20 protein-coding genes are annotated in these 21,189 nt (G+C 56.1%); 10 read left to right on the top strand and 10 right to left on the bottom strand.

Features of this window, described 5'->3' with window-relative positions; all coding sequences use genetic code 11:
• Positions 1-50 precede the first annotated feature (50 nt).
• Together KDX30_RS09400 and rpoS are read left to right on the top strand one after the other, a co-directional pair.
• Positions 51-917, top strand: a complete 867-nt coding sequence (locus KDX30_RS09400; RefSeq protein ID WP_231675598.1) for a peptidoglycan DD-metalloendopeptidase family protein — start codon at positions 51-53, stop codon at positions 915-917.
• A 101-nt stretch (positions 918-1,018) separates the two neighbouring features.
• Complete coding sequence (rpoS, locus tag KDX30_RS09395; protein ID WP_027898782.1) at positions 1,019-2,035, top strand: RNA polymerase sigma factor RpoS; 1,017 nt, start codon at positions 1,019-1,021, stop codon at positions 2,033-2,035.
• A 553-nt stretch (positions 2,036-2,588) separates the two neighbouring features.
• Here the strand turns inward: rpoS and fdxA are convergent.
• A complete protein-coding gene (fdxA, locus tag KDX30_RS09390) occupies positions 2,589-2,912 on the bottom strand; it encodes a ferredoxin FdxA (RefSeq protein ID WP_027901816.1) in 324 nt (107 codons plus the stop codon).
• Between the two features lie 247 nt (positions 2,913-3,159).
• The gene (mutS, locus tag KDX30_RS09385) at positions 3,160-5,727 is read right to left on the bottom strand and encodes a DNA mismatch repair protein MutS (protein WP_231675614.1); all 2,568 of its coding nucleotides are present in this window, start codon (positions 5,725-5,727) and stop codon (positions 3,160-3,162) included.
• Between the two features lie 520 nt (positions 5,728-6,247).
• Between mutS and KDX30_RS09380 the strand changes: the two genes are divergently transcribed.
• The 3 genes from KDX30_RS09380 to recX all read left to right on the top strand — a co-directional run bounded on the left by KDX30_RS09380 (position 6,248) and on the right by recX (position 8,380).
• Positions 6,248-6,748: a CinA family protein gene (locus tag KDX30_RS09380; RefSeq protein ID WP_099269941.1), complete on the top strand. Its 501-nt coding sequence runs from the start codon at positions 6,248-6,250 to the stop codon at positions 6,746-6,748.
• Positions 6,749-6,841: 93 nt separating this feature from the next.
• Complete coding sequence (gene recA / locus KDX30_RS09375; RefSeq protein ID WP_027901813.1) at positions 6,842-7,906, top strand: recombinase RecA; 1,065 nt, start codon at positions 6,842-6,844, stop codon at positions 7,904-7,906.
• A gap of 6 nt (positions 7,907-7,912) precedes the next feature.
• Positions 7,913-8,380, top strand: coding sequence for a recombination regulator RecX (recX, locus tag KDX30_RS09370; protein WP_231675597.1), 468 nt, complete (start codon positions 7,913-7,915; stop codon positions 8,378-8,380).
• A gap of 3 nt (positions 8,381-8,383) precedes the next feature.
• Here recX and KDX30_RS09365 read toward each other — a convergent pair whose 3' ends face one another.
• Together KDX30_RS09365 and KDX30_RS09360 are read right to left on the bottom strand one after the other, a co-directional pair.
• Positions 8,384-9,499, bottom strand: a complete 1,116-nt coding sequence (locus tag KDX30_RS09365) for an LOG family protein (protein WP_231675596.1) — start codon at positions 9,497-9,499, stop codon at positions 8,384-8,386.
• Between the two features lie 410 nt (positions 9,500-9,909).
• Complete coding sequence (locus KDX30_RS09360; RefSeq protein ID WP_027901810.1) at positions 9,910-10,320, bottom strand: quorum-sensing-regulated virulence factor family protein; 411 nt, start codon at positions 10,318-10,320, stop codon at positions 9,910-9,912.
• A 238-nt stretch (positions 10,321-10,558) separates the two neighbouring features.
• Between KDX30_RS09360 and KDX30_RS09355 the strand changes: the two genes are divergently transcribed.
• The 3 genes from KDX30_RS09355 (at position 10,559) to KDX30_RS09345 (ending at position 12,613) form a co-directional block, all read left to right on the top strand.
• Complete coding sequence (locus tag KDX30_RS09355) at positions 10,559-11,269, top strand: tRNA-uridine aminocarboxypropyltransferase (RefSeq protein ID WP_231665648.1); 711 nt, start codon at positions 10,559-10,561, stop codon at positions 11,267-11,269.
• A 246-nt stretch (positions 11,270-11,515) separates the two neighbouring features.
• Positions 11,516-12,166, top strand: a complete 651-nt coding sequence (gene erdR, locus KDX30_RS09350) for a response regulator transcription factor ErdR (RefSeq protein ID WP_027901808.1) — start codon at positions 11,516-11,518, stop codon at positions 12,164-12,166.
• Between the two features lie 81 nt (positions 12,167-12,247).
• Positions 12,248-12,613, top strand: a complete 366-nt coding sequence (locus tag KDX30_RS09345; protein WP_099270068.1) for a diacylglycerol kinase — start codon at positions 12,248-12,250, stop codon at positions 12,611-12,613.
• Here KDX30_RS09345 and KDX30_RS09340 read toward each other — a convergent pair.
• A complete protein-coding gene (locus KDX30_RS09340; RefSeq protein ID WP_099270069.1) occupies positions 12,610-13,545 on the bottom strand; it encodes a LysR family transcriptional regulator in 936 nt (311 codons plus the stop codon). The two genes, KDX30_RS09345 and KDX30_RS09340, sit on opposite strands and share 4 nt — an antisense overlap.
• A gap of 121 nt (positions 13,546-13,666) precedes the next feature.
• Between KDX30_RS09340 and fpr the strand changes: the two genes are divergently transcribed.
• Positions 13,667-14,446, top strand: a complete 780-nt coding sequence (gene fpr / locus KDX30_RS09335; RefSeq protein ID WP_002554680.1) for a ferredoxin-NADP reductase — start codon at positions 13,667-13,669, stop codon at positions 14,444-14,446.
• Between the two features lie 112 nt (positions 14,447-14,558).
• Here the strand turns inward: fpr and tsaA are convergent, their stop codons facing one another.
• The 5 genes from tsaA to rimO form a co-directional block, all read right to left on the bottom strand.
• Positions 14,559-15,263: a tRNA (N6-threonylcarbamoyladenosine(37)-N6)-methyltransferase TrmO gene (tsaA, locus tag KDX30_RS09330; RefSeq protein WP_231665650.1), complete on the bottom strand. Its 705-nt coding sequence runs from the start codon at positions 15,261-15,263 to the stop codon at positions 14,559-14,561.
• Between the two features lie 146 nt (positions 15,264-15,409).
• The gene (locus KDX30_RS09325) at positions 15,410-15,871 is read right to left on the bottom strand and encodes a YehS family protein (RefSeq protein WP_231665651.1); all 462 of its coding nucleotides are present in this window, start codon (positions 15,869-15,871) and stop codon (positions 15,410-15,412) included.
• 66 nt (positions 15,872-15,937) lie between these two features.
• Complete coding sequence (locus KDX30_RS09320; RefSeq protein WP_027901803.1) at positions 15,938-16,648, bottom strand: rRNA pseudouridine synthase; 711 nt, start codon at positions 16,646-16,648, stop codon at positions 15,938-15,940.
• A gap of 138 nt (positions 16,649-16,786) precedes the next feature.
• Positions 16,787-17,239: a GNAT family N-acetyltransferase gene (locus KDX30_RS09315; RefSeq protein WP_231675595.1), complete on the bottom strand. Its 453-nt coding sequence runs from the start codon at positions 17,237-17,239 to the stop codon at positions 16,787-16,789.
• Between the two features lie 372 nt (positions 17,240-17,611).
• Positions 17,612-18,955: a 30S ribosomal protein S12 methylthiotransferase RimO gene (gene rimO / locus KDX30_RS09310; protein ID WP_027898609.1), complete on the bottom strand. Its 1,344-nt coding sequence runs from the start codon at positions 18,953-18,955 to the stop codon at positions 17,612-17,614.
• Positions 18,956-19,245: 290 nt separating this feature from the next.
• On the opposite strand from rimO, the gene KDX30_RS09305 reads away from it, so the two are divergent.
• Positions 19,246-21,144 (top strand): potassium transporter Kup, encoded by a 1,899-nt coding sequence (locus tag KDX30_RS09305; RefSeq protein WP_231675594.1) that lies wholly within the window; start codon positions 19,246-19,248, stop codon positions 21,142-21,144.
• The last annotated feature ends 45 nt before the right edge of the window (positions 21,145-21,189 follow it).

The raw sequence follows: 21,189 nt of genomic DNA, 5'->3' as shown, positions 1-21,189 counted from the left end.
TACGGCACAATAGGCATCTTTAATTCAGTCACCAGTAAAGGGAGTGGCGGGTGAGTCGCACAGTCATTCGGCAGCGTAGTTATTCAACAAGTTTTCAGCGGCTGGTGATTGGCATTGCGCTCAGTGTCCTCTTGGTCGGTTGTTCCAGTGCGCCGTCCGGTGGCGTGCGTGTTGTCGATCGTAATAACAATGCTGCCCCTCAGCGTCCAACTGTGACCACCGGACAGTATGTCGTCCGTCGTGGCGATACGCTTTTTTCCATTGCCTTCCGTTACGGCTGGGACTACAAGGCGCTGGCGGCGCGTAATCAGATTCCTGAACCCTACACGATTCGTCCGGGTCAGACGATTCGCTTCGACGGGCGTTCAAATTCAACATCGTCGGCCGTCGCGAGTTCATCTGGAACCGGGCGTCCACCTGTTGCGTCCACGACGACTTCAACGACAACAAGTCCTTCTGGCTCTGTGAAAACCACGGTTATTTCCAAGCCGGTGACGGTGGTTCCGCCTCCAGCGGGCAGCTCTACAGTGCCTGCCGGGCCGTCTCCCAAGGGCTGGACGTGGCCGTCGAACGGCATTTTGATCGGGAAATTTTCTTCAAACGGTAGTTTGAATAAAGGCATTGATATCGCTGGAGATTTGGGACAGCCTGTTTTAGCTGCGTCTGATGGGTCAGTGGTTTACGCCGGGAGTGGGTTGCGGGGCTACGGCGAATTAGTCATCATCAAACACAGCGATACCTACGTAAGTGCTTACGGCCACAACCGTAGGCTGTTGGTTCGGGAGGGGCAACAGGTCAAAGCTGGGCAGACGATTGCCGAGATGGGGTCAACGGGAACTGACCGGGTGAAGCTGCATTTTGAGATTCGCCGCCAAGGTAAACCTGTAGATCCGCTGCAATTCCTGCCACGTCGTTGATTGTTGCCAGCCTGTTCCTGGCGTAGAGGGACAGGCTCAAGCGTTGCCATGGAACTGGCGTCGCTGGAGCTTGAGGTCGAACTCACCAAAGGACTATAACAATGGCTCTTAGCAAAGAAGCGCCGGAGTTTGACATCGACGATGAGGTTCTCCTTATGGAAACCGGCATCGTTCTGGAGTCGGAGCTTGAAACGGACGAGAAGCAGACTCATGCTGCCTCTGCTCCCCGATCCAGAACCAAAAACTCCACATCACTCAAACAGCACAAATATATCGACTACACCCGGGCGCTTGATGCGACCCAGTTGTACCTCAATGAAATCGGGTTCTCCCCGTTGCTCACCCCGGAAGAAGAAGTCCATTTTGCGAGGCTCTCGCAAAAAGGTGATCCGGCCGGGCGCAAACGCATGATTGAGAGCAATCTCCGGCTGGTGGTAAAAATCGCCAGGCGCTATGTGAATCGTGGATTGTCATTGCTGGACCTGATCGAAGAGGGCAACCTCGGGCTCATCAGAGCAGTCGAAAAATTCGATCCGGAACGTGGATTCCGTTTCTCAACCTACGCGACATGGTGGATTCGTCAGACCATTGAGCGTGCGATCATGAATCAAACCCGCACCATTCGGTTACCGATTCATGTCGTCAAAGAACTCAACGTCTATTTGCGGGCTGCTCGCGAACTGACGCAAAAACTCGATCACGAACCCTCTCCCGAAGAAATCGCCAACCTGCTTGAAAAGCCGGTGGGTGAGGTCAAGCGCATGCTTGGTCTGAATGAGCGTGTTTCCTCTGTCGACGTTTCTCTCGGTCCGGATTCCGACAAGACATTGCTCGATACCCTGACCGATGATCGCCCTACCGATCCGTGTGAGTTGCTGCAAGACGATGATCTTTCACAGAGCATTGACCAATGGCTCTCAGAGCTGACCGACAAGCAGAGAGAGGTCGTGATACGGCGTTTCGGCTTGCGCGGACATGAGAGCAGCACGCTGGAAGATGTAGGGCTGGAAATCGGCCTTACCCGCGAGCGTGTCAGACAGATCCAGGTAGAGGGCCTCAAGCGTCTGCGTGAGATCCTCGAAAAAAATGGTCTGTCGAGCGAGTCATTGTTTCAATGATGTGAATGTTCATGAAGATAAACTGTGTGTTTATCTTTCATACAAAACAAACACCCCGTTCAGGGGTGTTTTTTATTGCACGGGAAACTAGCTGGCTGCCATTAGTGGCTTTTCAAATACTGCACGGTCGGTTCGTAACTTGACTCTTTCGTTGTAAGCTATTACTTACGCGTGCTGTAAGTCTTTGCGAAATACCGTGAACAACATCGGCTTTTTCGAGTGTAGTAGTTTATTAAGTTGTTGATAAATATGGTTTTATTTTTAGATCGGTTCAGGTCTGGAAGATCTTGAAAGATTTAACCTGCTTGCTCGCGCCGTAAAAATCACTACTATCAGAACTGTGCCCACGGATGGGCACAGGCCGTCAAGGAAGACAGTCAAGGACATCGCAGGACGCGATTCATCAGGATGATGAAAGGGATTAAAAGGATTAGGGAAAAAATGTGGGCGGGTCATACCGCCCCTTTTTTCGTCTGGAGAAAAGTGCTTTCAAGTCCGGACGACGCCTACAAAAAAAGCCCCGAAAGGGGCCTTCTTCAACAGCCGGGAATTCTTAGCGTTCCAGGTCTGCGATCTTGCCGGTTTTGCCGTCCCACTCTTTTGCGTCTGGCAATGCGTCTTTTCTCTCGGTGATGTTCGGCCAGACGTCCGCGAGCTCGGCGTTGAGCTCGATGAAGTTTTCCATCCCGGCAGGGATCTCGTCTTCCGAGAAAATGGCGTTAGCGGGGCATTCAGGCTCGCAAAGCGCACAGTCGATGCACTCATCCGGGTGAATCACCAGGAAGTTCGGGCCTTCGTAGAAGCAGTCCACCGGACAGACTTCCACACAGTCGGTGTATTTGCACTTGATGCAGTTGTCGGTGACGACGAAGGTCATTTCTAATTCTCTCCTCAGGCGGCGACAGCAGAGCCCTTCGGTTTAGGGTTGCCGGGTTCGGGATTCTCCCGTGCCGTGTGAAACACATGCATTAGGTAAACGCTGCTGAATGCAGATCGACTGCACGACAGGGCGTTCGACCTTGGGTTCGCTACGTCTCACGCGGCCCGGATCAACTGCTCAGCCAGGCTAAAAGCTGTCAGCGTCTCAAACCGCGCGGGATTCTAACAGCTTGTTACGGTTCTCGTTAGATGCGAGTTTGCAGTGCATATAACAACTCTAACGCCTGACGTGGCGTGACATCGTCGAGTTTTGCCCTGGAAAGCTCTTCGAGCACCGGATGCGGCAGGCTGGCGAACATGTCGCTCTGCATAGGCGCAGCCGGTTTACCTGCTTTGGGACGAGGTTGTTCGTGGGGCAGACTGGTGGTCTCCAGCCGGTGTAGATGCTCTTTCGCCCGGACAATGACGTTGGCTGGAACCCCCGCCAATTGGGCTACGGCCAGGCCATAGCTCTGACTGGCCGGCCCTGGCAGCACCCGGTGAAGGAACACGATTCGCTCGTTGTGCTCTGTTGCGTTGAGGTGCACGTTTGCGACCAGCGGTTCGCTTTCAGGCAGCACAGTCAGCTCGAAATAGTGCGTGGCGAACAGAGTGTAGGCGCGCAACTGGGCGAGACATTCTGCCGCAGCCCATGCCAATGACAGACCGTCGAAGGTGCTGGTGCCGCGTCCCACTTCATCCATCAGTACCAGGCTGCGGTCCGTGGCGTTGTGCAGGATGTTGGCCGTTTCACTCATTTCCACCATGAAGGTCGAGCGTCCGCCAGCAAGGTCATCGCTGGAACCGATCCGCGTGAAGATCCGGTCAACCAGCGACAATTCACAACTCGCCGCTGGTACGAAGCTGCCGATATGGGCCAGCAGCACGATCAGCGCGGTCTGGCGCATGTAGGTGGACTTACCGCCCATGTTCGGGCCGGTGATGACCAGCATTCGGGTTTTGTCATCAAGGTCGAGATCGTTGGCCACGAACGGTGAGGTCAGCACTTGCTCTACCACCGGGTGGCGACCTTGATCGATGCGCATGCAAGGCTCATCGACGAACTTCGGACAGTTCAGATCAAGATTAAGGGCGCGCTCGGCCAGGTTGCTCAGCACATCCAGCTCGGCAAGTGCCGATGCGGTGTCCTGCAGCGGCGCAAGATGACCAATCAGGTCTTCCAGCAACGTTTCGTACAACATTTTTTCTCGTGCCAGCGCACGGCTCTTGGCCGACAGCGCCTTGTCTTCGAATTCTTTCAGTTCAGGCGTGATAAAGCGCTCGGCGCCTTTCAGCGTCTGTCGACGGATATAGTCCGCAGGTGCCTGTTCGGCCTGTTTGCTTGGCAGCTCGATGAAGTAGCCGTGGATCCGGTTGTAGCCAACTTTCAGGTGGGCCAACCCGGTACGCGCTTTTTCACGGGCCTCGAGATCAATCAGGAATTGTCCGGCGTTTTCACTCAGAGACTGCAGTTCGTCCAGCTCGGCGTCATAACCGGTCTTCAACACGCCGCCGTCGCGGATTACCGCTGGGGGGTTATCAATGACGGCGCGTTGCAGCAGGTCGGCCAGCTCGGGATAGACACCCGCGATCCTTGCCAGCTCCTGCAGATGCGGCGCTTCAAGTTCGGTCATCGCCACTTGCAGCTCAGGCAGCGCGCTCAGTGCGTCGCGCAGACGTGCCAGATCCCGTGGTCGGGCGTTACGCAGGCCAATACGCGCGAGGATTCGTTCAATGTCGCCGATTTCTTTGAGTTGCGGTTGCAGATTCTCGAAGCGATAGCGTTCCAGCAGGCATGTGATCGACGACTGGCGTGCCTTGAGGATCGACAGGTCGCGCAATGGACGATTCAGCCAGCGGGTCAGCAAGCGTGTGCCCATGGCGGTCTGGCAACGATCAACCACCGATTGCAACGTATTGTCGCGACCACCGGCCAGGTTGGTGTCCAGTTCCAGGTTGCGTCGGGTCGCACCATCAAGGATGACGGTATCGTCCAGACGCTCGTGACGCAGGCTGCGCAAATGCGGCAGGGCAGTGCGCTGGGTTTCCTTGGCGTAGCCCAGCAGACAGCCCGCGGCACCGATGGCGAGGGTCAGGTTTTCGCAGCCGAAGCCTTTCAGGTCCTGAGTGGAGAACTGTTGGCAAAGGCTTTTGAGTGCCGAGTCACGCTCGAAATCCCATGGTGCACGACGGCGCGCGCCACGACGTTTTTCCGCTGGCAGGCCTTGTGGCCAATCATCCGGAATCAGTAGCTCTACCGGGTTAATGCGCTCAAGTTCAGCGAGGAGGTTTTCCCAACCCTTGATTTCCAGCACGCTGAAATTGCCACTGGTGATGTCCATTACCGCCAGGCCGAACAGACGTTCATCGCCCAATACGGCTGCGATCAGATTGTCGCGACGCTCATCCAGCAGAGCTTCATCGCTCACAGTGCCGGGGGTGATGATGCGTACTACCTGACGATCTACCGGGCCTTTGCTGGTCGCCGGGTCGCCAACCTGCTCACAGATCACCACGGATTCACCGAGCTTCACCAGCTTGGCGAGATAACCCTCGGCAGCGTGATATGGAATCCCGCACATGGGGATGCTCTGACCGGCGGACTGGCCCCTGGCTGTCAGAGTGATGTCCAGCAATTTGGCGGCTTTCTTCGCGTCTTCGTAGAAGATTTCGTAGAAATCGCCCATGCGGTAGAACATCAACTGGTCAGGATGCTGGTTCTTCAGCCGCCAGTACTGTTGCATCATCGGAGTGTGTGAAGAGAGATCGGAAATTGCTTTATTCATCAGATAGTTAGGCAAGTTCGTTAGAAAGATGGGGCAAATTCGGAGGCGTGCCTGATATCCCCTTTGGGCTAACAGGTCGGTAAGTCCGTGCGTTTTGCGATGGGCGCAAGATTACCACGCGAGGCTTCGCGACGCAGGCCCGCTGCAAAATGGCTTATTCGTCACGGCGCGTTTCCAGGCGCCCACAGATTTGAAATCGCTGTATAGACTTTGCTGCGTCGCCACTCAATCCCGAGCAGGCGTCTATGTGAAAGGAATTTTTATGGCTAACAAGCGCGGAAGGGATTCCGAAAGCGGGCGTTTCATTCCCATTGAAGAGGCTCGTCGTCGCCCCAAGGAAACGACTGTCGAAACCATCAGGAAACCGCACTGCCCGAAACCGAAAGACAAATGATTGCTCATAGGAAGCGGTCCCTTGCGGCCGCTTCTGCTTGAACCTTGAAAGCGCTCGTGTACGGTGACGGTTTAGCTGGCTTTCTTTTACCTGCTTATTTAAAGGAAAAGCACCTTGGATGAAATCACCCGGCTTGCCGCGACACTGGGCGAGCATCTGCAATCAATCAACGCTCAGGTGACTACCGCCGAATCCTGCACGGGTGGTGGCATTGCCGAGGCGATTACCCGGATACCCGGCAGCTCAGCCTGGTTTGAAGCCGGTTATGTCACTTACTCCAATCATCAAAAAAATCTCCAGCTGCAAGTGCCAGCCGAGCTCTTTGCTCGTGTCGGGGCGGTCAGTGAGGAAGTGGTGCGCGCCATGGTGTCGGGTGCCCAGCGTCATAGTGGCGCACGGTTTGCCGTTGCAGTCAGTGGTGTAGCCGGGCCGGATGGCGGCTCGATCGAGAAACCGGTTGGCACGGTTTGGTTGTGCTGGGGTGTGGGTGAAAAGCTGATTTCCCGGCGCGAACAGTTCGCTGGAGATCGTGACGAGGTACGCCGACAAACGGTGAAGGCCGCGCTGGAAGGGCTGATCCAGCTTGTCGACGCAGAAATACCAACTCAGGGGTAGGCGCGCGCTCAACCCTGTGGAATAATACTGGCTACTTATACAGGTGTTGTGGCCGTCAGGCCCCTAATTGAATTTGATTACGTGAGGACTTCAATGGACGACAACAAGAAGAAAGCCTTGGCTGCGGCCTTGGGTCAGATCGAGCGTCAATTCGGTAAAGGTGCCGTAATGCGCATGGGTGACCATGACCGCCAGGCGATTCCTTCTATCTCCACCGGTTCGCTCGGGCTGGACATCGCGCTGGGTATTGGCGGTTTGCCGAAAGGCCGGATCGTTGAAATCTACGGTCCGGAATCTTCCGGTAAAACAACGCTGACCCTTTCGGTTATCGCCCAGGCCCAGAAAATGGGTGCTACTTGTGCGTTCGTCGATGCCGAGCATGCTCTCGATCCAGAATACGCAGGCAAGCTGGGCGTCAATGTTGACGATTTGCTGGTTTCGCAACCGGACACCGGCGAGCAGGCACTGGAAATCACCGACATGCTGGTGCGCTCCAACGCCATCGACGTAATCGTGGTCGACTCCGTTGCCGCGCTGGTGCCGAAGGCCGAGATTGAAGGCGAAATGGGTGACATGCACGTGGGCTTGCAGGCTCGTTTGATGTCTCAGGCGCTGCGCAAGATCACCGGCAACATCAAGAACGCCAACTGCCTCGTTATCTTCATCAACCAGATTCGTATGAAGATCGGTGTGATGTTCGGTAGCCCGGAAACCACTACCGGTGGTAACGCTCTGAAGTTCTACGCTTCGGTCCGTCTGGACATCCGCCGTACCGGTGCTGTGAAAGAGGGCGACGAAGTCGTCGGCAGCGAAACCCGTGTCAAAGTCGTCAAGAACAAGGTGGCTCCGCCGTTCCGTCAGGCAGAGTTCCAGATTCTTTACGGCAAGGGTATCTACCTCAATGGCGAGATCATTGATCTGGCCGTGTTGCATGGCTTCGTAGAGAAATCCGGCGCCTGGTATAGCTATCAGGGCAGCAAGATCGGTCAGGGCAAGGCCAACTCGGCCAAGTTCCTGGCAGATAACCCGGAAGTCGGTGCCACACTCGAGAAGATGATTCGCGAGAAGCTGCTAACCCCAGGTGTTGATACCAAGTCCGAAGCCTCCCGTGCACCAGCGCCAGCTGATGACATGGCCGAAGCTGACGTTGATATCTGATAGATCATGTCAGCGGTACTTGATACACCCGTCGCCGTAAGGCGCACCGCAATGGACCTGCTCGCACGACGCGAGCACGGTCGTGTCGAGCTGACGCGCAAGCTGCGTCAGCGCGGCGCAACTCCTGAACTCATCGAACCCGCCCTCGACCGTCTTGTGGAAGAAGGGCTGCTGTCCGAAGCTCGCTATCTCGAAAGCTTTGTCTCATACCGTGCACGCTCGGGCTACGGTCCTGCACGTATTCGTGAGGAGCTGAACCAGAGAGGGCTGCAACGGGCGGAAGTCGAGCAGGCGATTCGGGAGTGTGGCTTCAACTGGCAGGAAAAGATGCACGAAACCTGGCAGCGCAAGTTTGCCGGTCAGTTGCCAGCAGATGCGCGGGAGCGCGCTAAACAGGGGCGCTTTCTGAGTTATCGCGGTTATCCAATGGATATGATCGGCCGCTTGTTGAGCGGCCGTGGCGAGGATGACTGATTCTCAGGTTTCCTTTGACGATTCGGATTCCCGGATCTTCATCTCTGCTCTTGGCTGAGCCCAGTTCTCCGACAAATTGATGTAGTCCACCAATTCCCGCAAACGCCCTTGATTGCGTCCACTGAAAGTAAAAACCAGACGCGTCAGATGGCTGAAATCAGCCTCGTGCTCTTCACCCTGATAAGCATGTTGCTGGAAGTCTTCAGCCAGCCGCAGATCGGCGAAGGCTTCCTGCATGGTCGCAAGCGCCTGCTCGGTGAGTGGATGATGCATGCGGATAATGAATTTGTTCTTCAGCCAGCGGCTTGAATGGAAGTTGCTGTAGAACTGATGAATCTCCTCAACTGCTTCTTCTGCGCTGTAGACCAGACGCATTAGCTTCATGTCGTTGGGCAGAATGTAGCGGTTGTCTTCAAGCTGATTCTTGATGAAGTCCAGTGCGCTCTGCCAGAAGCTACCGCCCGGCACATCCAGCAGCACGATAGGCACCAGCGGGCTTTTACCTGTCTGAATCAGCGTCAGTACTTCAAGCGCTTCATCGAGCGTGCCGAACCCACCTGGGCAAAGCACCAGCGCATCGGCCTCTTTGACGAAGAACAGCTTGCGGGTGAAGAAGAAATGGAAGGGCAGCAAATTGCCGGTCCCTTCCACTGTGGCATTGGCATGTTGCTCGAACGGCAACGTGATGTTGAAGCCCAGGCTGTGATCGAGCCCGGCGCCTTCATGGGCCGCAGCCATGATGCCGCCACCTGCACCGGTGATGACCATCAGATCTGCTTTGGCCAGCAGCGCGCCAAGCTCTTTGGCCATTGCGTACAGTGGATGCTCAACCGGCGTGCGCGCCGAGCCGAATACAGTCACCTTGCGACGTCCGCGGAATTGCTCAAGTACCCGGAAAGCATTGTCCAGTTCGCGCAAGGCTTGCAGAGTGATTTTGGCGTTCCAGCGATTGCGGTCGTCCTGAGCCATGCGCAGCACAGTGAGCATCATGTCGCGGTAAAGCGGAAGGTTCGGGCTGTCGGGGGCTACCAGATTGATCTGTTCCTCGATCTTGCTGATGAGGTCGTTACCGTTACTTTGGAAGTGGTTGCTTAAAAGGTCGTTGGGTACATAGGGCATTAAGGGCTTCTCCGTGCGCGAAATCATCGCTCCAGCTCGCACCGCCGTCTGAAGCGTGACGCTTATTCCAATTCGATAATGTGCCTAGCCTGCATGGAACTGGCAACGTTTGTTTATGGCATCAAATTTCCGCGGATCGAACCGGGAGGGGGTTGGCGAATGGAATAGAGGACACACGGAGCACTGGCGGGCAGTGACGGAGAATTTGTAGAAGCAGCTACTCGCTCCAACATTATTAAAATCAATTTTACGCAGGCACCATCGCAAACCCGATGCCAAAGCGGTTCTGTGGGAGGCGGGCTTGCCCGCGATGCAGGCACCTCGGTGTGTCAGTTGAACCGAGTCGCCCTTATCGCGGGCAAGCCCGGCTCCCACATGTCAGCGTCCTCAGGACGAGACTGAGTACGTCCTTACTTCTTGACCGAACAGTCGCTAGCCTTGAAGACCTGGCTGGTCACGGGGCGGTTGGTCTTGTACTCGGTGAATTGATACTTCAGCACAGCACCTTTGGTCATCAACTGGCGATAGCCGTTGTTATGACAAACACTGTTGCCCAACTGGTTGCGGACCGCATCGGGATTGGCGCGCATTTGCTGGGCCTGGCCTTCGCGAACACTCAAATGATTGATCAACTGGTTACCATCAACCGTGTAGCCCTGATCAAGAATGTCCTCGTTGATAGCCCGTGGCGTGCCGACGCTGCTTTCCTTCGCAACTTTTTCGAGCATTTTGCTCAATTCGAAATCCTGCTTCGACGCCGCCTGGGCGAAGAACGGGACGGCGAGCAGCAGCGTAAGAGTAGGGACGGTAAGGCGCAGCATTAAATTCTCCTGATTCAGTGACTGGCCCGTTGGACCGGTGACTTGGACGTATGTTCAGCAGGCAGCAGGGCTGGATGCGCATGAATGGTGGGGAAGTATAAGGATGACGCGCAGTGAAAGCGATTCATCCATCGACAGTGCGGGCCGGATGGGGCACCGCTCTGATAAACTGCGCGGACTATTCAGCCCGCCGAGTTACTCCAGTGTTCACGCTTTCCATTCATCGACGCATGCCTTCATGAGTCACGCCGTTTCTCGCCTGCGCGACCGCCGACTGGCGCAGAGTACCAAGCCGTTTATTGCTCGTGGGTCGCGCGCGCCCCGCTGCAATCAGTGTCGGGTCATCCCCGAATACTGTCTGTGCGGATGGAAGCCAAGTGTGGCTGCAAAATCGGCGATGTGCCTGTTGATGTATGACACCGAGCCGCTGAAGCCAACGAACACCGGCTGGCTGATTGCCGATGTGATCGACGATACCCATGCATTCGGCTGGTCACGCATCGACGTCGACGAGCAATTACTGGCGTTGCTGGATGATCCCCAATGGCAGCCCTATATCGTTTTCCCCGGAGAGTTTGTCGCCCCGGAGCGAGTGGTCAATCAGGTCGTGCAGGAGGAGGGCAAGCGTCCGCTGTTTATCCTGCTGGATGCAACCTGGACCGAAGCGCGGAAGATGTTTCGCAAAAGCCCTTACCTTGAACGTTTTCCGGTGCTCAGCCTTGAGCCGGAACAGATGTCCCGCTACCGCCTGCGACGCTCCAAACGTGACGATCATTTCTGCACCGCCGAAGTGGCTGCATTGTGTCTTGAGCTGGCGGGTGATACGCAGGCCAGTGGTGTGCTGGATGCCTATCTGGATGTATTTACTGCCCACTATCTGGGTGCGAAGTATCAAAAAGCCATCGATTCAGATGATGTGTCCCATACTCACCTGAAGGCTTTTCTCTGACCGGATGATGTCGCACTGCGAGTTACCCGCAGATGAGCGCACAATAACGGCCGTTGGCTACCGGGTTAATGCTTGACCACCCCGGTTTCGCTGGGCATGCTGGCGCCGCACAAAGCGCCGGATGCTTGTTTTTTGCAGGACTGGCTGGGGCTGCGTGTTGTTGCAACAAACGTTTGCTGGCATCTGCCCATGCCGTGCTGGGTGCTGAATGGATCGGCGCTCACTTAATCAGTACAGGAACACCCCATGACTTACGAAATCCTGATTGCCGATGACCATCCGCTGTTTCGCAGCGCGTTGCATCAGGCGTTAAGCCTTGGCCTTGGCCCGGACGTGAGGCTGGTGGAAGCCGATAGCATTGCTCAGCTGGAAGCCTGCCTGGGTGAAAAATCCGACTGGGATCTGGTGTTGCTGGATTTGAACATGCCGGGCGCTTATGGCTTTTCCGGTCTGGTGCTGCTGCGCGGGCAATATCCGCAAATACCGGTGGTAATGGTTTCGGCGCAGGAAGAGGCTGCGATTGTCGTCAGGTCCCGGGAGTTTGGTGCCAGTGGTTTCATTCCCAAGTCGAGCCCATTGGAGACTATTCAGAAGGCGGTACGCACGGTTCTTGAAGGCGATGTCTGGTGGCCGCCTCAGGTCAATGAAACCGTCAGTGTTTCTGACGAAGCCAAAGCTGCGAGTGCTGGCCTGGCCAGTTTGACGCCTCAGCAGTTCAGGGTTCTGACAATGGTCTGTGAGGGATTGCTGAACAAGCAGATTGCCTATGAGCTGACTGTGTCTGAAGCTACGATCAAGGCCCATGTCACCGCGATATTCCGCAAGCTGGGAGTCCGTACCCGGACCCAGGCTGCGTTGCTTCTGCAACAGCTGGAATCCATTTCCCCGAACGGATAATCCAGAGCGCTACAGGCGTTCACATATTTTTGATCTGTCCTGAATTAGCTTCCATCATCTTTTTTGCACAGCAGCCTATCTATGTCTCCTTTCAAAGGCCAAACGGGCCTGAAACGTATCCTGAATGCCGCCGGTTATTCGTTCGATGGCCTGTCTGCCGCTTTCAAGGGTGAAGCTGCATTCCGGCAACTGGTGCTTCTCAATGTGGTCCTTGTGCCGCTGGCATTAATAGTCGACGTCAGCAAAGGCGAGCGGGCACTGTTGATCGCGGTCTGTCTGCTGGCGTTGATCGTTGAGCTGCTCAATTCGGCGGTCGAAGCAGCCATCGACCGCATCTCGCTGGACTTGCATCCGCTTTCGAAAAATGCCAAGGACATGGGCAGTGCGGCCCAGATGGTCTCGCTGACCATGATCGCCGCAGTCTGGTTGTTGATTCTGTTCGGTTAAGTCACCGGGTACATGCTCGGCAGCACGATTTCGTCACTGCGTTGCACCCCTTCGGTCAATGACCGACACAGGTCGAGAAACTCACGCATGGCAGAGGTTTGATACTTCTGCTTGTGCCAGATGAAGTAAAACTCTCTGGACAGGTCCAGCTCCGGTGTTTCCACCGCCACCAGACTGCCGCGCCGAATTGCATCCCTGAGCGCCAGTCGGGAAATGCAGCCAATACCCAGACCCGATTCCACGGCACGTTTGATGGCTTCGGTGTGTTCAAGCTCCAGACGCACATTCAGTGCATTACGATGATGACGCATCGCCTGATCAAACGTCAGGCGTGTGCCTGAACCTTGCTCGCGCAGAATCCACGCTTCTCCAGTCAACTCTTCCAGGCTGGCGTGCCCGCGTTTGGCCAGCGGATGCTGAGGCGCGCAGAACACCACCAGTTCGTCTTCGACCCAGCGCTGCACCTCAATGTCAGGATGAGTGCAATCACCCTCGATCAGACCGAGGTCAATTTCGTAGTGGGCAACTTGCTGCACGATGTGCGCGGTGTTCTGCACATGCAGTTTGACCTGGCTTTCCGGGTGACGCTGCATAAAGCTGCCGATCAACAGCGTCGCCAGATAGTTGCCAATGGTCAGGGTGGCGCCCACCGCCAGTGAGCCGAAGCCGGACTTGCCATTGAGCAGGTCTTCGATCTCTTTTGCCTGGTCCAGCAGGGCAACCGCCTTGGGGAGCAACTGCCGTCCGGTGGCATTCAGGCTAAGACGTTTGCCGGCACGATCAAACAGCTGGCAACTGGACTGGCGCTCCAGTTCGGTGATGGAGGTACTGGCCGCCGATTGCGATAGCGACAGAAGGATCGCCGCACGGGAAACGCTTTCCTGCTGGGCGACGGCTACAAAAACCTGAAGTTGACGTAAAGTAAATCGCATATCTATATAACCGATTACCCATATCTTAATAATTCATTTAACAGATATTGTGCTTCCCACTAGAATACTGCGCAATAGCGTTCCTCCCCGGCGCAAGCGAATTTCAGGAGTTTTCACGTCAATGAGCAACATGAACCACGAGCGTGTTCTAAGCGTCCACCACTGGAACGACACACTCTTCAGTTTCAAGTGCACCCGCGATCCAGGTCTGCGTTTCGAGAACGGTCAGTTCGTCATGATTGGTCTGCAGCAGCCAAACGGTCGCCCGCTCATGCGCGCCTATTCCATCGCCAGCCCGAACTGGGAAGAGCATCTCGAATTTTTCAGCATCAAAGTGCCTGACGGTCCCCTGACTTCGCAGCTGCAACACTTGAAGGAAGGCGACGAGATCATCATCAGCAAAAAGCCTACAGGCACGCTGGTACTCGACGACCTCAAGCCGGGCAAGCATCTTTACCTGCTCAGCACCGGTACCGGTCTGGCGCCGTTCATGAGCGTCATTCAGGACCCTGAAACCTACGAGCGCTTCGAGAAAGTCATTCTGTGTCATGGCGTGCGTTACGTGAACGAAGTCGCTTACCGCGAATTCATCACCGAACACCTGCCACAGAACGAGTTCTTCGGCGAAGCACTGCGCGACAAGCTGATCTACTACCCAACTGTTACGCGCGAGCCGTTCGAGAACGAAGGTCGTTTGACTGACCTGATGCGTAGCGGCAAGTTGTTCAGCGACATCGGGCTGCCACCGATCAACCCTCAGGACGACCGCGCCATGTTGTGCGGTAGCCCAAGCATGCTCGATGAAACCAGCGAAGTGCTCAACAGCTTCGGTCTGACGGTTTCTCCGCGTATGCGTGAGCCGGGCGATTATCTGATCGAGCGTGCATTCGTCGAGAAGTAAGCGCTGAAATTACGGGGTGGAATGTGTTCGCACATTCCGCTGATGTGACAAGAAAACCGCCTGGGGGTCACGGACCGGGCGGTTTTTTTGTGGGCGCAGATAAATGGCCTGATCAGGCGTTCGCCAGCACCACTTCGAGCACCTTGATGACACCAGGCTCGGGATAGTGCCAGCGTACGTCCAGATCCCAGAACTGCGCACCGTAGCGGCGTTCCGGAGTCGGTGTCTGATAGGCGGGGCGAGGATCCTGCGCCAGGCATTGCTCGATCAACTCGATCAGAGGCTCATCGAGACGCGAGCCGTGCTCGTGAGCCTGCTTCAAGGCTGACGCTTCCCAATCCACTGGAATGAGTTCAGGGGCGGCGTTCGCGATAGCGTTGGTGGCACTCGGCACGTTGTCGGCGTAAGGCACGTAGGGCTTGATGTCCAATACTGGCGTGCCGTCCAGCAGGTCGATGCCCGACAAATACAGACGTCCGGCTTCGACTTTGTCCAGTTTTACCACCGACTGGCCGATGCCATTTGGACGATGGGTAGCGCGGGTCGCGAATACGCCCATCGACTGATTACCGCCCAGTCTCGGGGGACGTACTTTCAGGCGAGGCTTTTCTTCCAGTGCCAGATGAAAGAGGAACAGCAACCAGACATGGCTGACCTGCTCCAGACCTTGCACCGCATCCCCCTGATCGAACGGCGCGACCAGTTCCAGCACGCCGCGGGCCGCTGGCGCCAGTTGTGGCTGGCGCGGAATGGCGAACTTCTCCTTGAAGCAGGAGCGGACGAAGCCGATGGGGGAGACGGTGTAGGAGTCAGGCATAAGATGTGTCTGAATTGAAGTTTGACCGTGGGAGCGAATTTGTTCGCGAAAGGGCCGGTACATCCAATACATCTCGATGGTACTGAAGGCCTTATTCGCGAATGAATTCGCTCCCACAGGTTTTCTACGCGGCAGTAGAAAATGGATCAGCCGCGAACCCGCAGGGTCAGGCCCTTGAGGAAGTTGCGCAGCAACTGGTCGCCACACGTACGGTAGTTGCTGTGACCGAATTTGCGGAACAGAGCGCTCAGTTCAGGCTTGGATACCGGAAATTCCACTGACTTGAGAATGGCGTGCATGTCTTCTTCTTTAAGCTCGAAGGCAACGCGCAGTTTCTTCAGCACGGTGTTGTTGGTGACGGGCAGTTCGACTGGCTGAGGCGGACGGCTCTCGTCCTTGCCGCGCTTGAAGATCACCAGACCATCCAGGAAGTGCGCCATGATTTCATCGCTGCAATTCAGATAGCCTTCTTCCTCTTCCTTTTTGGTGAAAGCGATGACATCAGCCTTGGAAATTTCCATTCCGCCAAGCTTTGTGATGTCGACAATCTTGCCGTCGCTGATATCAAGCATGTAGCGCACGCTGCGCAATACGTCGTTGTTCATCATGATGCGTAAATCCTGATAAGGCTGGGGTCACGTTGCATGAGCGGGTCATGCAGCATTGAACTGAATTTAGAACTTCTCTTTGGAAGTCATGTAGCGCCATTGGCCTTCGGGAAGCTTGCCCATGGACACGCCGCCAATGCGGATACGGCGGACTGAAACGATCTTCAGGCCCACGGCCTCACACATCTGGGCGATTACGCCAGGCTGAGGGTTTTTCATCGCGAAACGCAGGCGGTTCTCGCTCTGCCAGCTGGCTTTGACCTTGGGCAGTTCTGTGCCCTTGTAAGTCATGCCGTGATTGAGACGGTTGAGGCCGTGGGCGACCATCTCGCCGGAGATTTCCACCACGTACTCTTGCTCGATCTTGCTGCGGTCATCGGTGAGTTTGCGCAGGATTTTCCAGTCCTGGCTGAACACCATCAGGCCGCTGGCATTGGCCTGCAGGGTCGAGATGGGTTCAAGACGCAGAAAGTGCCCTTTGAGCGGACGTTTACCAAAGCTGTGTTCTTCCGAGAGGGTGGCAGGGGTAATCAGTGCCAGCGCATCGGCTTCGCTGAGGGCGGCCGGTTTGTGGAAAATGATGGTCACCGGCTCGGGCGCATCGGCCTTGGCTTCGCGATCAAGGACGACGGTTTCGGTATCAACCTTGTACTGCGGTTCATCGATGACTTTACCGTCCACGGTGACCCAGCCGCCTTCGATATACAGCTCAGCCTCCCGGCGGGAGCAGCCGGTGAGTTCGATCAGGCGTTTGGAGAGGCGGATGGGTTCTGACATGAAAAAAAGCCGTTACGTGGGAGAAAGGCCGACATTGTACCCGTGCGCGCAAGGTTAATCGCGGCAACATTGCAAATGGTGTGTAATCGGGTCGCTGCCCTCGCCGTCGAGGCAGCTCCTGCAAGAGGGGGCCTGGTATCAAAGCCGCTGCTCCAGCCTCATCCGCAACATCGGATACGGCTGTCCAAGCCCGTCCACTTCCGTACGGTTGATCACTTCGAAGCCCTGCTTGAGGTAAAAGCCCAATGCCTGTGGGTTTTGTTCGTTGACGTCCAGCTCGCGGATCCTGAAGTGTTTGATGCTGTAATCCAGTAGCTGTTTGCCTAGCCCTTGGCCGCGATGGTCGGCCTCAATGAACAGCATCTCCAGCTTGCCGATGCTGACGCCAGCAAAGCCCGTGATGTTCAGGTGCGAATCCCGGGTGCAGAACAGCGTCACGGTATCCAGATAGCGGGTCAGTAACAGCTCTCTAAGCTGCACGATGTAAGCTTCTGGCAAAAAGTCATGGCTCGCGCGGACGGCGCTTTCCCAGACCTGGATCAGTTGCGGATAGTCATTTTTATCCGCGCTGGAAATCGCCGGATGTTGCATGGGGTTTGGCTCCATTGAAGATCGCTTTGTGTTCCTGACACGTCGCTGTCTCTCATCAAAAAACTACAAGTTTCTGATATGGAATGCTTTTCTGTAGGAGCTCACGAGCACCGCGAGGCAGCGATGGCGGTCTGTCTGATACACCGCTATCGCGGCCTCGCGGTGCTCGTGCGCTCAGGTTCAATATTTGGTTTGAGACAGCGCGGTGTCTGGGATACGGGGCGATCTTCTACAAAAAATGCATTTCACTTAAAGGATTACATCTGTTCGACAAGAAGCAGTGCACACGGACTAGCTTAGCCCCTTCGAAGGCAAAAAAAGCCCCGCCGTTTGAAGGGCAGGGCTGTTTTGTTGCATCAGCTCAACGGAGGGTCAGAGCGTCTCGGCCCAAAGGTCGTATTCGTCTGCGTCGGTAACGCGGCACATTACTTTGTCGCCTGGCTTGAGGGTGCTGTTTTCATCCAGAGCGATGAATACGTTGCCGTCAATTTCCGGTGCGTCGAAGAAGCAGCGGCCTACGGCGCCTTGTTCGTCAACTTCGTCAATCAGCACTTCGATTTCCCGGCCGATTTTCATTTGCAGGCGAGCTGCGCTGATGGCCTGTTGGTGCGCCATGAAGCGGTCCCAGCGATCCTGTTTGACGTCGTCCGGCACAATGGCCGCGTCCAGCAGGTTGGCCGGCGCGCCCTCAACCGGCGAGTACTGGAAGCAACCGACGCGATCCAGTTGCGCTTCGGTCAGCCAGTCCAGCAGGTATTGGAAGTCTTCTTCGGTTTCGCCGGGGAAGCCAACGATGAAGGTGGAGCGGATGATCAGGTCCGGGCACTGTTCGCGCCAGTTCTTGATGCGGGCCAGGGTCTTGTCTTCGAAAGCCGGGCGCTTCATCAGCTTAAGGACTTTCGGGCTGGCGTGCTGGAAGGGGATATCCAGATACGGCAGGATTTTCCCGGCTGCCATCAGTGGAATCAGCTCGTCAACGTGCGGATACGGATAAACGTAGTGCAGACGGACCCAGACGCCCATGGTGCTGAGGGCCTGGCACAGCTCGGTCATGCGTGTCTTGACCGGAGCGCCATTCCAGAAGCCGGTGCGGTACTTGATGTCGACACCGTAGGCACTGGTGTCCTGAGAGATCACCAGCAGTTCTTTCACGCCGGATTTGACCAGACGCTGTGCTTCGTCGAGCACATCGCCCACCGGGCGGCTGACCAGCTTGCCGCGCATCGACGGGATAATGCAGAAGCTGCAACTGTGATTGCAGCCTTCGGAAATTTTCAGGTATGCGTAATGGCGCGGGGTCAGCTTGACGCCTTGTGGCGGCACCAGATCGATCAGCGGGTTGTGATTGAGGTTGGGTGGCGCGGCATCATGCACTGCGTTGACCACTTGCTCATACTGCTGCGGGCCGGTTACGGACAGTACGCTTGGATGCACGTCACGGATCACGCTTTCATCAACACCCATGCAACCGGTGACGATGACCTTGCCGTTTTCTTTGATGGCGTCGCCAATCACTTCCAGCGATTCAGCCTTGGCCGCGTCGATGAAGCCGCAGGTGTTGACCACAACAACATCGGCGTCCTGATAAGTCGGCACGACTTCGTAGCCTTCCATGCGCAGTTGGGTGAGGATGCGCTCGGAGTCAACCAAAGCTTTTGGGCAACCCAGACTGACGAACCCGACCTTGGGAGCGGATGGCGTGGTGACGGTGGACATTGACTAACCTCGGCGGAGATGTGGGCTTCGGCATTTAGCCGAGGCAACAGCTGGGCGCTGGTATCCCGTACAGGATTCGTGCGCCTCTGATCAAAAAGTGCGCAATTCTAGCGATCAGCCCTGCGATTGACCAGTGTTATGCAGAGAATTACGACGAGTGCTGCGCTATGCTTCGCGTCGTTACGAAATATGTCTGGTTTTTGCGTAGCCACCAGCACGCAATCTGTATGGGTGAGTCTGAGCACTGTCGTGTGCTTTTGCGGTTCAAACCCAGGTTTCAGGAGTGGTAAATGAGTCAAGCAAACAGTCAGGCTGGAACCGGACATCCAGTGTCAAAACCCTTCGCGCTGTTGATCGCCGCGGTTGGTGTGGTTTACGGCGATATCGGCACCAGCCCGCTGTACACCTTGAAAGAGGTGTTTCAGGGCGGTTATGGCGTAGACGTCACCCATGACGCCGTACTCGGCATTCTGTCGCTGATCTTCTGGTCACTGATCTGGGTCGTTTCCTTCAAGTACATGGCGTTCATCCTGCGTGCTGATAACCAGGGCGAGGGCGGCATCATGGCGCTTACCGCCCTGGCGCGTCGGGCCACCATCAAGTATCCGAAACTGCAAATGACCATGGTCGTTTTCGGTCTGTTCGGTGCCGCGCTGTTTTACGGGGACAGCATGATTACCCCGGCGATCTCGGTGCTGTCGGCCATGGAAGGGTTGGAGCTGGCCTTTGATGGTATCGATCACTGGGTAGTGCCGATGGCGCTGGTGGTGCTGGTTGCGCTGTTTTTGATTCAGCGTCATGGCACTGCGCGTATCGGCGTTTTGTTCGGGCCAGTGATGGTCACCTGGTTTGTCGTGCTTGGGCTGTTGGGGATCAATGGCATTGCGCATCAGCCGGAAGTGCTGCACGCCATGAACCCGGTGTGGGCCGTGCGCTTCTTTATCGTTCATCCAGGCATCGGCGTCGCAATCCTCGGTGCAGTGGTGTTGGCGCTGACCGGTGCCGAAGCGCTGTACGCCGACATGGGCCATTTTGGTCGCAAGCCGATTGCTCGTGCCTGGTTTGCGCTGGTGCTTCCCGCGCTGGTGCTCAACTATTTCGGTCAGGGCGCGCTGGTTCTGGAAAATCCCGAAGCGGCGCGTAACCCTTTCTATCTGTTGGCACCCGGTTGGGCTTTGCTGCCGCTGATCGGACTGTCGACGCTGGCGACGGTAATCGCCTCACAAGCGGTGATTTCCGGCGCGTTCTCCATGACCTTGCAGGCGATCCAGCTTGGCTACATCCCGCGCATGCACATTCAGCACACATCCAGTGACGCCCAGGGCCAGATTTATATTGGCGCGGTGAACTGGTCGTTGATGGTCGGTGTGATTCTGCTGGTATTGGGGTTCGAGTCTTCTGGCGCGCTGGCCTCGGCCTATGGCGTTGCGGTAACCGGGACCATGTTCTGCACCACCATTCTGGTGTCGTCGGTCATGCTGCTGCTCTGGAAGTGGCCTGCAGTTCTGGCGGTGCCGCTGTTGTTGGCGCTGCTCCTGGTGGACAGTCTGTTCTTCGCTGCCAACGTGCCTAAAGTCATTCAGGGTGGCGCGTTCCCGGTCATTGCCGGGGTGGTGTTGTTTATCCTGATGACCACCTGGAAGCGCGGTAAGCAACTGCTGGTGGAGCGTATCGATGAGGGCGGGCTGCCGCTGCCGATTTTCATCAGCAGTATCCGTGTTCAGCCGCCGCACCGGGTTCAGGGCACAGCGGTGTTCCTGACTGCTCGCAGTGATGCCGTTCCGCATGCGCTGTTGCACAACATGCTGCACAACCAGGTGCTGCACGAGCAGGTGGTGTTGCTGACGGTGGTCTATGAGGACACGCCTCGTGTGCCAGCGCATCAGCGTTTTGAAGTTGAGGCTTATGGCGAAGGCTTCTATCGAGTGATCCTGCATTTTGGCTTTATTGATGAGCCGGATGTGCCCGCTGCACTGGCCCTGTGTCACTTGGAAGAGCTGGATTTCAGCCCAATGCGCACGACTTATTTCCTGAGTCGCGAAACGGTGATCCCTTCGAAGATTGTAGGAATGGCCCGATGGCGTGAGGCGCTGTTTGCCTTCATGTTAAAGAACGCCAACGGAAATCTGCGCTTCTTCAAGTTGCCGTTCAACCGGGTTATCGAGCTGGGAACGCAGGTTGAAATGTAGGGCGCGGTAAGCAAAGGGCAAGATTGCGTTGCAGTTGTAGGAGCG

This window comes from Pseudomonas quasicaspiana (assembly GCF_021147825.1).
In the GTDB taxonomy this organism is placed as follows: Bacteria; Pseudomonadota; Gammaproteobacteria; order Pseudomonadales; family Pseudomonadaceae; genus Aquipseudomonas; species Aquipseudomonas quasicaspiana.
This window is presented reverse-complemented; position numbering and strand designations above follow the sequence as displayed.

Excerpts from the sequence above, each read along its gene's own strand:
- rpoS (WP_027898782.1), top strand. The coding sequence starts at position 1,019 with ATGGCTCTTAGCAAAGAAGCGCCGGAGTTTGACATCGACGATGAGGTT.
- fdxA (WP_027901816.1), bottom strand. The coding sequence starts at position 2,912 with ATGACCTTCGTCGTCACCGACAACTGCATCAAGTGCAAATACACCGAC.
- recA (WP_027901813.1), top strand. The coding sequence starts at position 6,842 with ATGGACGACAACAAGAAGAAAGCCTTGGCTGCGGCCTTGGGTCAGATC.
- recX (WP_231675597.1), top strand. The coding sequence starts at position 7,913 with ATGTCAGCGGTACTTGATACACCCGTCGCCGTAAGGCGCACCGCAATG.
- KDX30_RS09365 (WP_231675596.1), bottom strand. The coding sequence starts at position 9,499 with ATGCCCTATGTACCCAACGACCTTTTAAGCAACCACTTCCAAAGTAAC.
- KDX30_RS09360 (WP_027901810.1), bottom strand. The coding sequence starts at position 10,320 with ATGCTGCGCCTTACCGTCCCTACTCTTACGCTGCTGCTCGCCGTCCCG.
- KDX30_RS09355 (WP_231665648.1), top strand. The coding sequence starts at position 10,559 with ATGAGTCACGCCGTTTCTCGCCTGCGCGACCGCCGACTGGCGCAGAGT.
- erdR (WP_027901808.1), top strand. The coding sequence starts at position 11,516 with ATGACTTACGAAATCCTGATTGCCGATGACCATCCGCTGTTTCGCAGC.
- KDX30_RS09345 (WP_099270068.1), top strand. The coding sequence starts at position 12,248 with ATGTCTCCTTTCAAAGGCCAAACGGGCCTGAAACGTATCCTGAATGCC.
- KDX30_RS09340 (WP_099270069.1), bottom strand. The coding sequence starts at position 13,545 with ATGCGATTTACTTTACGTCAACTTCAGGTTTTTGTAGCCGTCGCCCAG.
- fpr (WP_002554680.1), top strand. The coding sequence starts at position 13,667 with ATGAGCAACATGAACCACGAGCGTGTTCTAAGCGTCCACCACTGGAAC.
- tsaA (WP_231665650.1), bottom strand. The coding sequence starts at position 15,263 with ATGCCTGACTCCTACACCGTCTCCCCCATCGGCTTCGTCCGCTCCTGC.
- KDX30_RS09325 (WP_231665651.1), bottom strand. The coding sequence starts at position 15,871 with ATGATGAACAACGACGTATTGCGCAGCGTGCGCTACATGCTTGATATC.
- KDX30_RS09320 (WP_027901803.1), bottom strand. The coding sequence starts at position 16,648 with ATGTCAGAACCCATCCGCCTCTCCAAACGCCTGATCGAACTCACCGGC.
- KDX30_RS09315 (WP_231675595.1), bottom strand. The coding sequence starts at position 17,239 with ATGCAACATCCGGCGATTTCCAGCGCGGATAAAAATGACTATCCGCAA.
- rimO (WP_027898609.1), bottom strand. The coding sequence starts at position 18,955 with ATGTCCACCGTCACCACGCCATCCGCTCCCAAGGTCGGGTTCGTCAGT.
- KDX30_RS09305 (WP_231675594.1), top strand. The coding sequence starts at position 19,246 with ATGAGTCAAGCAAACAGTCAGGCTGGAACCGGACATCCAGTGTCAAAA.